Annotated in this window: 12 protein-coding genes; 11 read left to right on the top strand and 1 reads right to left on the bottom strand. The window is 61.0% G+C overall.

The genetic code is table 11. The annotated features are described in order from the left end of the window. Positions 1-8: 8 nt before the first annotated feature. The 10 genes from tssC (at position 9) to ACA074_RS11150 (ending at position 12,108) form a co-directional block, all read left to right on the top strand. Entirely contained in the window at positions 9-1,490 is a 1,482-nt protein-coding gene (gene tssC, locus ACA074_RS11195; RefSeq protein WP_187680239.1) for a type VI secretion system contractile sheath large subunit, read from the top strand. A 74-nt stretch (positions 1,491-1,564) separates the two neighbouring features. Beyond that, entirely contained in the window at positions 1,565-2,062 is a 498-nt protein-coding gene (locus ACA074_RS11190) for an Hcp family type VI secretion system effector (protein ID WP_007911046.1), read from the top strand. 15 nt (positions 2,063-2,077) lie between these two features. Continuing rightward, a complete protein-coding gene (gene tssE / locus ACA074_RS11185) occupies positions 2,078-2,521 on the top strand; it encodes a type VI secretion system baseplate subunit TssE (protein ID WP_497617658.1) in 444 nt (147 codons plus the stop codon). After that, positions 2,505-4,298 carry a type VI secretion system baseplate subunit TssF gene (gene tssF, locus ACA074_RS11180; RefSeq protein WP_497679009.1) on the top strand — a complete coding sequence of 598 codons (1,794 nt, stop codon included), beginning with the start codon at positions 2,505-2,507 and terminating at the stop codon, positions 4,296-4,298. Before tssE ends, tssF begins: the two co-directional genes overlap by 17 nt. Further along, positions 4,262-5,287: a type VI secretion system baseplate subunit TssG gene (gene tssG / locus ACA074_RS11175; protein ID WP_497679008.1), complete on the top strand. Its 1,026-nt coding sequence runs from the start codon at positions 4,262-4,264 to the stop codon at positions 5,285-5,287. Before tssF ends, tssG begins: the two co-directional genes overlap by 37 nt. Before the next feature lies 1 nt (position 5,288). Continuing rightward, positions 5,289-7,829: a type VI secretion system ATPase TssH gene (tssH, locus tag ACA074_RS11170; RefSeq protein ID WP_187680235.1), complete on the top strand. Its 2,541-nt coding sequence runs from the start codon at positions 5,289-5,291 to the stop codon at positions 7,827-7,829. Positions 7,830-7,886: 57 nt separating this feature from the next. Further along, positions 7,887-8,525, top strand: a complete 639-nt coding sequence (locus tag ACA074_RS11165; protein ID WP_497617652.1) for a YopT-type cysteine protease domain-containing protein — start codon at positions 7,887-7,889, stop codon at positions 8,523-8,525. Between the two features lie 36 nt (positions 8,526-8,561). Continuing rightward, positions 8,562-9,488: a hypothetical protein gene (locus ACA074_RS11160; RefSeq protein ID WP_489880020.1), complete on the top strand. Its 927-nt coding sequence runs from the start codon at positions 8,562-8,564 to the stop codon at positions 9,486-9,488. Positions 9,489-9,542: 54 nt separating this feature from the next. After that, positions 9,543-11,552, top strand: a complete 2,010-nt coding sequence (locus tag ACA074_RS11155; protein ID WP_497679007.1) for a type VI secretion system Vgr family protein — start codon at positions 9,543-9,545, stop codon at positions 11,550-11,552. Between the two features lie 13 nt (positions 11,553-11,565). Next, positions 11,566-12,108: a toxin-antitoxin system YwqK family antitoxin gene (locus ACA074_RS11150; protein ID WP_401270940.1), complete on the top strand. Its 543-nt coding sequence runs from the start codon at positions 11,566-11,568 to the stop codon at positions 12,106-12,108. 143 nt (positions 12,109-12,251) lie between these two features. Here the strand turns inward: ACA074_RS11150 and ACA074_RS11145 are convergent, their stop codons facing one another. Then, on the bottom strand, positions 12,252-12,647 hold the full coding sequence (locus ACA074_RS11145; protein WP_187680231.1) for a DUF4280 domain-containing protein: 396 nt from the start codon (positions 12,645-12,647) through the stop codon (positions 12,252-12,254). Between the two features lie 190 nt (positions 12,648-12,837). Between ACA074_RS11145 and ACA074_RS11140 the strand changes: the two genes are divergently transcribed. Continuing rightward, a complete protein-coding gene (locus ACA074_RS11140; RefSeq protein ID WP_497679006.1) occupies positions 12,838-13,905 on the top strand; it encodes a phosphotransferase family protein in 1,068 nt (355 codons plus the stop codon). The last annotated feature ends 14 nt before the right edge of the window (positions 13,906-13,919 follow it).

The following is a 13,919-nucleotide window of genomic DNA, read 5'->3' as shown; positions in this document are numbered from 1 at the left end:
AATTCGTCATGCCCGCCGCCGCCAAGAATCAAGCCAGCGACAGTACAACCGAGACACTTTCACTGCTCGACCAGATCATCCTCGACGGCCGCATGGCCCACGATGACAGTCAGCAGGATTACGCCCGCGACATGCTCGCGGAATTTGCCACTCAGGTGCTTGACGAAGGCATGGCCATCGACAAGGACACCGTGGCGATGATCAACGACCGAATCAGCCAGATCGACGAGCTGATCAGCGCCCAGCTCAACGAAGTGCTGCACCACCCCGACCTGCAAAAACTCGAAGCCTCGTGGCGTGGCCTGCATCTGCTGGTGCAAAACACCGAGACCAGCACCCGGCTGAAACTTCGTCTGCTCAATGTGACGCAGAAAGAGCTGCAAAACGACCTGGAAAAAGCCGTCGAATTTGACCAGAGCGCGCTGTTCAAGAAGATCTACGAAGAGGAATACGGCACCTTCGGTGGCCACCCGTTCAGTCTGCTGGTGGGTGACTACACGTTCGGTCGGCACCCGCAGGACATCGGCCTGCTGGAGAAACTGTCGAACGTCGCCGCCGCGGCCCACGCGCCGTTCATTGCCGCCGCCAGCCCACGGCTGTTCGACATGAACAGCTTCACTGAACTGGCCGTACCGCGTGACCTGTCGAAAGTCTTCGAGAGCCAGGAGCTGATCAAGTGGCGCTCGTTCCGCGAGAGTGAAGATTCGCGCTATGTGTCGCTGGTGCTGCCGCATTTCCTCCTGCGCCTGCCTTACGGCCCGGACACGTCGCCGGTGGAAGGCATCAACTACGTCGAGGACGTCAACGGCACCGACCACAGCAAGTACCTGTGGGGCAACGCCGCGTGGGCACTGTCGCAGCGCATTACCGAAGCATTCGCCAAGTACGGCTGGTGCGCGGCGATCCGTGGCGCTGAAGGCGGCGGCGCGGTCGAAGGCCTGCCGGCACATACCTTCCGCACCAGTTCCGGCGACTTGTCGCTCAAATGCCCGACCGAAGTGGCGATCACCGACCGCCGTGAAAAAGAGCTCAACGACCTCGGCTTCATCGCCCTGTGCCACAAGAAAAACAGCGACGTTGCGGTGTTCTTCGGCGGCCAGACCACCAACAAATCCAAGGTCTACAACACCAACGAGGCCAACGCCAACGCGCGGATCTCGGCGATGTTGCCGTACGTGCTCGCCGCCTCGCGTTTCGCCCATTACCTGAAGGTGATCATGCGCGACAAGGTCGGCAGTTTCATGACCCGCGACAACGTGCAGACCTACCTCAACAACTGGATCGCCGATTACGTGCTGATCAACGACAACGCGCCGCAGGAAATCAAGGCGCAGTACCCGTTGCGCGAAGCGCGGGTGGACGTGACCGAAGTCCCCGGCAAGCCGGGCGCCTATCGGGCCACGGTGTTCCTGCGGCCGCACTTTCAGCTTGAGGAACTGACGGCGTCGATCCGCCTGGTCGCGACCCTGCCACCACCGGTAGCGGCCTGACCTGCTCGCCCCCGCCGACGTGCGGCGGGGGCTGTTCCCTTATCTAGCGCGACACCTTTCAGGAGTTTCAAGCGATGGATGCAATCATTCTCGACCTCGGCGGCGACATCAAAGGCGACAGCCTGCTCGAGGGCTTCGCGGACAAAATCGAAGTCATGTCCTACAGCCACAACGTGGCGATGCAGGTGACCAACGACGTCAGCAACTCGGAGCGAACCTCCGGCAAACCCCACGTCGGCGAATTCACCGTGACCAAGTTCATTGACAGCTCGACACCGTCCCTCAACGAATACTGCTGCGCCGGCAAGCCGATCCCCGAAGCCATCATCACCATTGGGCGTAACGCCGCCGAAGGCAGCGGACAACTGATGCCGTTCATCGTCTACACCTTGACCAACGTGGTGCTGTCGAACGTCAGCGTCAGCGGGGGTACCGGGGGCAAACCGGTGGAAACCGTTTCGCTGAACTTCACCAAGATCAAATGGGAACTCACCGCGCAGAAAGACGACGGCACCAAGGAAGGCACCGCCGCGTCGACGTGGGACATGGCCGCCAACAAGCTCGTCAGCTAACCCGGCGCGACGGCCATGGCAGGCACCGGCATGCTCCCGCCGCTGTTCGAACGCCTCGCCTCCAGCGAGACCGAGAGCACGCGGGAGTTCGATCGGCAGGACTTGCTCGACTCGGTGCACGCCGAGCTCGGACGCCTGTTCAACACCCGCCGTGGCCCGCGCGCACTGACCGACCCACCCAGCGTAATTGACTACGGCATCGCCGACTGGAGTGCCCTGCAACAGCAACGCAGCGATGATCGCCGTCGGCTGGCGCGGGACATCCGCGAAGCCATTACCCATTTCGAACCACGCCTGAAACTGGGCGAAGTTCAGGTCAATCCCTTGCCCGAGCAACCACAGAAAATGAGCATTCGCCTGGTCGGCGAGATGCGCAGTGGCGAGCAGCACTGGCCGGTGGCATTTGTCATCGAGCCCGGCGGTCAGGGGCTGGAGGTGCGCCATGAGCGACTCGATTGACCCGCAACTGCTCGACTACTACCAACGGGAGTTGACCTGGCTGCGGCATGCCGGCGGCCAGTTTGCCGAGCGCTATCCGAAAGTCGCGCGGCGCCTGCAACTGTCCCCCGGCGAATGCCCCGACCCGCATGTCGAACGTCTGCTCGAAGGTTTCGCCCTGCTGGCGGCGCGTCTGCAACGACGGCTCGATGACGATTACGCCGAGTTCAGCGATGCGCTGCTTGAGCAGCTGTATCCATTGGCCATGCGTCCGTTGCCGTCTTGCGCCATCGTCCAGTTCGAGCCAGACCCGAGCAAAGGCAACCTCGACGAGGGCTACCCCCTGCCCCGCGACACGCCGCTGTTCGTGACCACCAACAAAGGCGAGAGCATCCACTTTCGTACCTCGGCCGCCGTGTGTCTGTGGCCGATCGAAGTGAGCGAAGCGCTGTTGCTCGGCAGTGATGAAGCGCAGGCGCTGACCGGTGTCGCGCAATCGCGCTCGGCATTGCGCCTGAGCCTGCGTTGCCTTGGCGAAAGCCAATGGGCAGAACTTGGGATTGAGCAATTGCGCATCCACCTGGCCGCGTCGCCGGTGGTCAATGCCTGCCTTTACGACCTGCTCGGCGCCCATGCGGTGCAGGTGCTGGCAGGGTCGCCGGGCAGTGTGCCGATTGCACTGAAAGGCTTGCCGAAAATTGTCGGTTTCAGCGATGACGAAGTCATGTTGCCCGACGAAGACGGCGTGCATCCGGGCATGCGTCTGTTGGCCGAGTACTTCGCCTTCCCGGATAAATTCCACTTTTTCGATCTGCCGCTGAGCGGTGTCGCCAGTGACAGCCCGACGCTGTATCTGTACATCGTTTTCGACCGTGCGCCGACCAGTCGCTTGCATTTGCAGGGCAGTGACATTGCTCTGGGCTGCGCGCCGGTGATCAACCTGTTCCCGCGCACCTCCGAGCCCCTGCGCCCGGACGGCACCCGAAGTGAGTACCGCCTGATCGCCGACAGCCATCGCGAGAACAGCGTCGAAATCCACAGCATTCGTGGCATGCGCGCCAGTTCCAGCGCCGGCGTGCAGCGGCTACCCGCCTATTACGGCAGTCAGCACAGCGGCGGCGATCAACAACGTTACTGGCATGCCCGGCGAGTCAGCGGCATGACCCCGAACCGGCTCGGCAGCGATCTGCTGGTGAGCGTGGTCGATACCCGTTTCGAACCGCAAACCGATCTGCCCGATTACAGCCTGACCGCCGAATTGCTTTGCACCAATCGGCACCTCGCCCAGAGCCTGCCCGCCGGTACCCCGCTGGGTTTCGAACGCCCCGGCCCGGTGGCCTGGGCCCGCCTGCGCAACTCGCCGAGCCCGCAAAGCTTGCCGCGCCTGGACGGTGATTCGCGTTGGCGGCTGGTCTCGCAATTGACCCTCAATCATCTGTCACTGGTCGAAGGGCCGCAGGCGCTCGATGCCCTCAAGGAGATCCTGCATCTGCATAACCTGCGCGATGAAAGCAGCGCTTTGCGCCAGATCGAAGGCCTGTTTAGTCTGAGTTGCGAACGGGTCATCGGCCATGTCGGCGTCGATGCCTGGCGCGGTTGGCGCAATGGTCTTGAAGTGCAATTGCAGCTCGATTCACAGCATTTTGTCGGTAGCAGCGCGGTACTGTTTTCGGCGGTGCTGGCGCAGTTCTTTTCGGTGTACGCCACGGCCAATCGCTTTGTGCGCACGGTGCTGATGCAGGAAGACAAGGAGATCAAGGCATGGCAACCCCAAGCCGGCATGCCCCTGTCGCTCTGACCCTGAGCCAGCGTCTGCGCCGCGATCCGCAAGCGTTCGAGTGGTTGCAGGCGTTGCTGCTGCTCGAGCGCGAGCAACCGCAAGCGCAATCCCTGGGCAGCGGCACCGCACCGCAAGCGGAAGCGCTGAAACTGCGCGGCCCACTGACGCCGATGTTCGCCGCCAGCCAGATAGAAGGCCTGCACGAGGTACCGGGCGAACCGCTGACCCTCGATACACCGATCTTCGGTCTCGGCGGCCCCGACGGCCCCCTGCCCTACGCGTATCAGGAATGGCTGCAACAACGGGCGCGGGCCAAGGATCATGCACCGGCAGAATTTCTCGATCTGTTCCAGCATCGCCTGCTCAGTTTGCTCTACAAGGTAATGCGCAAACACCGCATCGCTCTCGGTTTTGTCACACCGGGCGCGTCGCCGGTACAGGCGCAACTGCGCGCGCTGACCGGATTGCTGCCCAAGTCTCTACAAGAACGCCAAGCGGTTCCCGACTGCGCAGTGTTGGCCTGCACAGCGTTGTTTGCCGATGGCCGCCGCTCGCTGGCCGGGTTCGCCGCGATTGTGCGCGAGCAGTTTGCCGTGCCGGTCGAGCTGAGCGCCTACGAAGGCGCCTGGCGCGAGATTCCACCCACGAGCCGCAGCGTCATCAAGCCCGGCGGGCGCAATCTGCAACTGGGGCGCAGCGCCGTCGCCGGTACTCGGGTGTGGGATGAACACGCCGGCATTCGCCTCACGCTCGGGCCCCTGCCCTCGGCGCAGGCCGGGCGTTTCCTGCCGGACGGCGAGGCCCATCCGGCACTGGCCAGCCTTGCCGCGCTGTATTTCGGCCCGGATCTGGACGTGACGCTAGTGCTGCTGATCCGCGGTGCCGGGCCGATGAAACTCAGTCGTCAGGCGACGGCACTGGTGAGCTGGAACGGCGGTTTGCAACGTCAGGCCAGCCTCGCCGTGCAGCGCATTGAAACCCGTCTTCGTCAGCTGGAGATCACCTGAAATGGAATTGGCCAGCCTGATCGGACGCCTTAACCCGGACAACCGCCGCGCCCTCGAACGCGCCGCGCAACGCTGCTTGCAACGCGGGCATCACTTTGTCGAAATCGAGCATTTGCTGCTGGAACTGCTCGACATCGAGGGCGGTGATTTTGCCTTTCTGTTGCCACGGTTCGGGTTGGAACGTGATGCGCTGACGGCGGAAATCAACAAGGCTCTGGAGCTGTTCAAGGCTGGCAGCACGCGCACGCCGGCACTGTCTTCGCACACGTTGGGGTTACTGGAAGATGCGGTGGTGCAGGCCAGTGTGTTGGGGATCGACAGCATTCGTTCCGGGCTGCTCTTGCTGGCGTTGATAGACCGCGACGAGCGCCGCAGTTTGTTGCTTAACAGTGCGTCCTCGTTGCTGCGAATTCCCAAGGAAGCCCTGCGTGCGAATCTGCTGGAGTGGACGGAAAAATCTCGTGAGCATGTCGGTGCGCGTGCGTCATCCTCAGGCAATCCAGCGCCAAGGCAGGACTCGGTACTCGATCAATACACCCAGGATCTGACCGCCGATGCCCACGCCGGACGCATTGATCCGATCGTAGGCCGCGACGGCGAGATCCGTCAGTGCATCGATATTCTTCTTCGCCGCCGCCAGAACAATCCGATTCTGGTCGGCGCACCGGGCGTGGGGAAAACCGCCGTGGTCGAAGGCCTGGCCCTGCGCATCGCCGCCGGGGACGTGCCGCCGTCGTTGCAGGAAGTCAGTCTGCGGGTGCTCGACCTCGGTCTTTTGCAGGCCGGCGCCGGGGTGAAGGGCGAGTTCGAACAGCGCCTCAAAGGCGTGATCGATGCGGTGCGCAACGCCGACAAACCGATCATCCTGTTCATCGACGAAGCCCATACGTTGATCGGTGCCGGAGGGGCCGAGGGCGGCAGCGACGCGGCCAACTTGCTGAAACCGGCGCTGGCCCGTGGCGAGCTGCGTACCCTCGCCGCGACGACCTGGATGGAATACAAAAAATACTTCGAGAAAGACCCGGCCCTCGCCCGCCGCTTCCAGCTTGTACAAGTTGAAGAGCCGGACGAAACCACAGCCGTGGAAATGCTCCGAGGCGTCGCCGCCAAACTCGAACAGCACCACGGTGTGCAAGTGCTCGACGCGGCGATCCATGAAGCGGTGAAACTCTCGCACCGCTACATTTCCGGCCGCCAGTTACCGGACAAAGCCATCAGCGTGCTCGACACCGCATGTGCCCGGGTCGCCCTCGGCCAGCATGACGTGCCACCACCGCTGGAAAGCCTGCGCCACCGGCAGAACAGCCTCAAGGATGAAGTCGAACGCTTGCGCCGCGAACAGGCCACCGGCCTGGATCACCGCGAACGCATCACCCTGCTTGAAACCGAATCCAGCGCTAACGTGCAAGCGATCCGCGAACTGGAAACCCGCTGGGGCGAAGAGCGCGTGGCTGTGCGCGAACTGCTCGACACCCGCCGCGAACTGCTCGACCTGAGCGAGCGTGCCGACAGTGACAAACCCGATGAAACCACCGACAGCCGTATCGATCATCTGGCTGGCGAACTGCTGCGCCTTGAGGCCGGACTCGATGCGATCCGCCAGGACGATCCGCTGGTGCCGGAACAGGTCGACGCGAAAACCGTCGCCGCTGTGATTGCCGGATGGACGGGTATTCCGGTCGGCAAAATGCTCGCCGACGAGGCCCACGCCGTGCGCACTCTGGGACAACGCATGGGCCAACGAGTGATGGGCCAGAGCACCGCGCTCAATACCATCGCCCAGCGCTTGCAGGCCTATCGCGCCGGGCTGACCGATCCGCAAAAACCGGTCGGGGTGTTCCTGCTGGTCGGCCCCACCGGCGTCGGCAAAACCGAAACGGCTTATGCGCTGGCCGATGCGTTGTACGGCGGCGAACGCAACCTGATCAGCATCAATCTCTCGGAATACCAGGAAGCGCACACCGTCAGCCAACTCAAAGGCGCCCCACCCGGTTATGTCGGGTATGGCAGTGGCGGCGTACTCACCGAAGCGGTGCGGCGCAAACCGTATTCGGTGGTGCTGCTCGATGAAATCGAAAAGGCCCATCCGGACGTGCTGGAGGCGTTTTACAACGTCTTCGATAAGGGCTTGATGGAGGACGGTACGGGGCTGGTGGTGGATTTCAAGAACACCGTGATGCTGGCCACCAGCAACGTCGGCGCTGAGCTTTTACTGGATACACCCGTGGCACAACTCGGCAGTGAGGCCTTCAACGAAGCACTGCATAAAGTCTTGCTGCAAGCGTTCCGCCCGGCGTTTCTGGCGCGCATGACCGTGGTTGCCTATCGACCACTGGATGAGGCAACGCTGGAAGGGATTGTGCTGGCGAAGCTGGAGAAATTGCGTGGCCGCTATAAAGCAGCGACGGGCAAACAGTTCGAGTTCGATTCGGGAATTGTCAAAGCGGTGCTTGCCAAATGCAGCGCGGCGGGAGCGCGGGATGTCGAGAATGTGTTGATGACGCAGGTGACGGGGAAGTTGGCGGAGTGGGTGTTGGAGTAGTCCGGCACAGCCACGGGGCACCTGGCACAGGCGTGTGGCTGGAACCAAGGAGGCAACATGAGCTACGAAGCTATTTGTACCAAGATTGCGGGACATGGCGCAGGCGTCTATAACTTTGGCCAATCCAGCTTCTTGCTACTGGTTGGCGACAATCGCGATGGCATCTGTCGCGGCGTCAGCACCGCATGGCTGATCGCCAAGAAAAAAGGCAACGACTATCTCAAGGAAATTGTCGATCCGACGCTGAAAACCGGCTTGCTGCATGAGCAGCACACCGCACGGCAAGCCTCAGACTTTCAGAGTGACTACGTGGACATCAGTGGCGACACGCCGGAGTCGCCCTCACCGGCAACGTTGACGGCACTGAGAACAGGTGGCGTGGGAACACTGGCCAGCCACAAAGCGGAAGCCTTTCAAAGCTTCGCCGCGGCCGGAAAATCCATCGGCGAGGTCGTGCTGACGTCGTCCTGCCGTTACTTCATTTTGTCGATCAAAGGCACGCTGGGCGGGCACTCGGTGGCCTTTTTCAGGCCTTGGGCATTCTTCGGCAAGAGCAGCAGCTGTTTCTTTTTCGACCCCAATTTCGGCGAGTTCTCATTGGAAGGCAGTGAGGGCGTCGCGCTGTGCATGACCGCCGTGGCAGCAGCATACGGTCAGGGTCTGTCGAAAGGTTATCGGATATGGGGTTTCAGCTGACGCAAAAGGCGCCACGAGCGTTTCCATGCATCGTCTTTGAAATCACTTCATCAAGGCCCTGACATGACTACTTTTTTGACGTTGTGCACCGCAGAAATGTCCAAGGCAGAACATGACAAGAACCATGTCGGTGGCGTCTGCAGAGTCAATCGCAATGACACCTACCTGGTGACGTTTCATAACAACAGCTATGAGACACCTGCCACCCCGCCGATGATGGGCGAAACGGTTCTGCAACTCGACCCCGCACCGCGTATTCCACCGGTCAGGGCCAACGTGAGGAAAGAGCTGGAGATCATCCATGAGCATCCGGCAAAGCTTGAACATAACTACTGGGAAGGCATGCACCGGGCCGTAAAGTCCGGTCAGGTCAGTTACGAACATGAAGCGCTGATGCTGCATCGAGAAAGATTGGCATATGGGCTGGATGACTACGACGGCGCAGTCAGGAAAGTCAAAGCACAGCAACTGGCCAACGTGGAAAGCAAACGCTTGATTGCCACTCGCGAAATGGAGAGAAAATATGACGCGGGGGCGCACTCGAAAATGATCTCGGCAATGGCTGAAGAACAATACATTGCGTTGCAAAAACGCTCACTGACTTACCCCGTGGAATATACCTCGCCGAAAGTCGACAACACGTTGGGCGGCCATGCGGAAGAGAATTTCATACGGGCCTGGAGTTCTCTGTGCACACAGATCCCGGAAAAAATTTCGCATATCGAACTGTTTATAACGCGCATGCCATGTCCCGACGCGTCTTCAGGATTCTGGTTGGGTGCACATCTCTATAAAGAGGGTTGCATGGGCAAACTTGCCAAACTGATAACAACCACAGATGAGTCGATCAGTTGGGAAATCACCTATTCGCAAACCCTGAATGGCGCCGACCAGGCTTTTGCGCAGTCGCTGGCACGACACTTCCCTGAAGCCCGAGTGACCTTCGCCGCCAGAGGCGCATAGTCCGGAGCGACCATTGCCAGCCCTTCCCATCCAAGACGCTTGCGAGGACGTTCGATGCCCCGCTCCACCGACAGCAACACCAGCCTGTCTCTGACCGCCACTTCGCTGTCGGCGCTTTACCCTGAGTCGCTGTCCGGCGACGAAGCGTTGAACATGCTCGGCGCACAAACCCTCAACGGTCTGAATGACGGCACGTCTCTCACCCTGACCAGCGCCGTCGCCACCCACGTCACCACCACCCTGCACAACGACGCGCAACTGCGCCCGTTCGACGCGCTCGTTGCGGAAATTCGCCAACTCCCCGCCGATGCGACTGCCGAGCGCTATCAGTTGCTGCTAAGACCATGGCTGTGGTGGCTGACCCTGGCCAGCAACAACCGCGTGTTCCAGAATCTCGCCACTTCAGACATCGTCACCACGATCTTCAAGGCTCACGGTTTTACCGATTTCAAACTCTCCCTGACCGGTAGCTACACCCCACGCGAGTACTGCGTGCAGTACGCTGAAACCGATTTTGCCTTCGTCTCGCGGTTGTTGGAGGAGGAAGGGATTTTCTGGTTTTTCACCCACGATGAAGGCAAGCACACCTTGGTGTTGGGGGATAGCAACGACGCCTTCGTACCGATCCCCAACGGGCCGACAGTCACGTATCTGGGGCAAGGATTGGGTCAGCGTGAGTTGCACGGTATCCGTTCCGGGCAGGTCTGCCTGCAAGCGGTGGCCGGGGTGTATCGGGCGACGGATTATGAATTCACCACGCCGACCACTTCACTGTACGACCAGGCAGAAGCGGTGGCCGGGCCACTGTCCATGTACGAACATCCGGGCGGTTACAACGCCAAGGCGCGCGGCGATACGCTGACCAAGCAGCGGGTCGACGGCTTGCGCAGTGAGGAAAAACGCTTTGTCGGCGAGAGCGACTGTCGCTGGCTGGTGCCGGGGCACTGGTTCACCCTCAGCGGGCATGACGATGCCAGTCTGAACATCGATTGGTTGGTGACGCGAGTCACCCACGACGTCAGCCATGAGCACTATCGCAACCGTTTCGAAGCCATCCCCAAAGCCACACCGTTTCGCCCGCAACGGCTGACGCCAAAACCGCGCATGCACCCGCAGACCGCGATTGTGGTGGGTAAGTCCGGCGAAGAAATCTGGACCGACGAGTACGGCCGGATCAAGTTGCAGTTCCCGTGGGATCGCGATGGCAAGAACGATGAAACCAGCTCTTGCTGGGTACGCGTGGTGTTGCCGTGGAGTGGCAAGGGCTTCGGCATGCAGTTCATCCCGCGTATCGGCCAGGAAGTCATCGTTACGTTTATCGATGGCGACCCGGATCGGCCGCTGGTGACTGGTTGCGTCTACAACGGCGATAACGCCCTGCCCTATGCCCTGCCGGCGAATCAGACCCAGTCCGGGATCAAGACTCAGTCGTCCAAGGGCGGCGGCGGCTTCAACGAGTTGCGCTTCGAGGATAAGAAAGACGCCGAAGAGGTGTTTTTGCAGGCGCAGAAAGATCTGAATATCAACGTGCTCAACGACACCACTGCCACCGTCGGCCATGACGAAACCCTCACGGTGCAGAATGCCCGCACCCGCACGGTCAAGGACGGCGATGAGACCGTCACCCTGGAGAAGGGCAAACGCAGCGTGACGATTCAGACCGGCAGCGACAGCCTCGATGTGAAGGACAGCCGCACGGTGACAGTCGGTGCCGATCAGAACCACAGCACTGGCGGCAACTACACCGACAAGGTCACCGGCAATTACAGCCTGACGGTGGACGGCAACCTGACGATCAAAGTCAGCGGCACTTTGACCCTGCAAAGCGGTGGCAGCTTCACGATCAAGAGCGGCGCCGACCTGGCGACGTCGGCCAGCACCTCGATCACCCAAAATGCCGGCACCGCCATGACCAATCAGGCCGGCACTTCACTGGACAACAAGGCCGGCACGACCCTGACCAACGACGCAGGGATCAGCCTGACCAACAAGGGCGCGGCCTCGCAGACCGTCGATGGCGGCGGCATGCTGACGATCAAGGGCGGTCTGGTGCAGGTCAACTGAACAAGGAGAAGTCATGGCGATCACACCGCTGGATTTGCAGCAGAGTGACAAGCAGCTCAAGGGGCGCTTGCAGGATGGCCAGCTCGACGGCCCGTTGAACATCAAGGATGACGGGCGCAAACAGGCGGATTTGCAGTACAGCCAGGGCGAGTTGCAGGGTACGTCCCTGCTCTATCACCCCAACGGCAAGGTTTCGGCGCAGATGCCGTTTGTGCGGGACAAGCTGCAAGGCGTAGCGAGTTTTTATGCGCCCGAGGGCTTTTTACAGCGCAAGGCGACGTATCGGCGCGGCTTGTTGCATGGCGAGGCGTTCAATTATTTTCCGGACGGGCAAGTGGCGGAGGCCGAGTTTTATCGGGATGGCGTGCGTGAGGGGCGCTATCAGCGCTTTCATCCGAACGGGAAAACAGCGGTGGAGGCGCGGTATGTGAATGGGCAGTTGATGGAGCCAGAGCAAGGGTTTGCCGAGGATGGCCGGCCATTGGGGGCCGATGGCAAGCCGATTTCGCGGGTGCGGTGGTGGTATCAGCGCTGGGCGGATCCGCAACAAGCCTGATGGTTCTCTATTGGCAGCACTGGCCTCTTCGCGAGCAGGCTCGCTCCCACAGTGACCGGCGCTGTACGCATAATCGCACTGATACCGCAAAACCCTGTGGGAGCGGGCTTGCCGCGAAGAGGCCGTCACATTCAACACAAGGCTCAGGGAATCAACATCTGCATCTGCCCCGGCACGACAATCTTGATCACCCCGGCCCAGGTGCACATCAACGTGCTGTTGGCATCGATCGCCGGCATCCCCCCGAGCAACAACGTCGGTGCGCCGCCGGGGATCCATGGCGTGGCCGTGGCCGGAATACACGGCATCGGCGTCAACACTCCCAGCGCAGCCGCCGTCGCGGCGGCCACCATCGGATTGGCCAGGCTCGTGCACACGCCGAACGGCAGGATATTGACCAAGGGGATGTGATCCATGATGTTCGCTGCAGGCATCCCGCCAGTCAGCGTGCGATTGACCGGCAGCACATTGAGCATCGACGGAGCGGCACCGAAGCTGCATTGCAATGTGGCAGTGGCACAGACTTGCGGACAGCCCATTTCCCGACTCCTTGTTGGACACGGCATACCCGCTAAACCTTAGTCTGCTGTGGCCCGCCCTGCACATTCCCAAAGGTGATTATCCGGCAACACGCTAACCTATAAGACCGACCCGCGCTTGTGAGCACCGTAGCGCGCCATTAGATTAGCCAATGATGTCTGGCCTCCAAAATAAGCAGAAGGGATAAGCATGGCGCTTACTGACCAGTCCACCCGTATCCGCTCTGGCGAAGAACTCGATGCCAGCCTGATCGATCCGTACCTCAAGGCACACATACCGGGCCTGACCGGCTTGCCTGCGATCAGCCAGTTTCCCGGCGGTGCGTCGAACCTGACTTACCTTCTCGAATACCCGGAGCAGGAATTCGTTCTGCGCCGGCCGCCGTTCGGCCACAAGGCCAAATCCGCCCACGACATGGGCCGTGAATTTCGCATCCTCAATCAATTGCGCGACGGTTTCCCGTATTGCCCGAAAGCCTACGTGCACTGCACCGACGAAGCGGTGATCGGCGCCGAGTTCTACGTGATGGAGCGGGTCAACGGGATCATTCTTCGCTCGGAACTGCCACCGGAACTGGGTCTGGATTCAGCGAAAACCGAAGCGCTGTGCAAAAGCTTCATCGACCGCTTCGTCGAACTGCACCGAGTCGATTACAAGGCCTGTGGCCTCGGGGACCTCGGCAAACCCGAAGGCTACGTCGCCCGCCAGATCAAAGGCTGGAGCGAACGCTACGAAAAAGCCCTGACCCCGGATGCGCCGCACTGGGAAGCGGTAAAAGCGTGGCTCAACGACAAGATGCCGGCCGACCATCCGACCTCGAGCATCGTCCACAACGACTACCGCTTCGACAACGTCATCCTCGACCCGAACAACCCGATGCAGATCATCGGCGTGCTCGACTGGGAGCTGACCACACTCGGCGATCCGCTGATGGATCTGGGCAACACCCTCGCCTACTGGATCGAGGCCGGTGACCCGGCGCCGGTGCAATTGATGCGACGCCAGCCAAGCCACGCCCCGGGCATGCTGACTCGCCGTGAGTTCGTCGACTACTACGCCGAACGTGCGGGCATCCAGATCGACAATTACGACTTCTACTACACCTACGGCCTGTTCCGCCTCGCCGGCATCGTGCAGCAGATCTACTACCGCTTCTACCATGGCCAGACCCAGGACGAACGCTTCGCGCAGTTCATTCACATGAACAAACTGCTGGAGCAGATGAGCTTGCAGGTCATTGCGAAATCGAGCCTCTGACGGCCCACACCAAG

It is taken from the genome of Pseudomonas sp. LBUM1655 (assembly GCF_059716085.1).
This window is presented reverse-complemented; position numbering and strand designations above follow the sequence as displayed.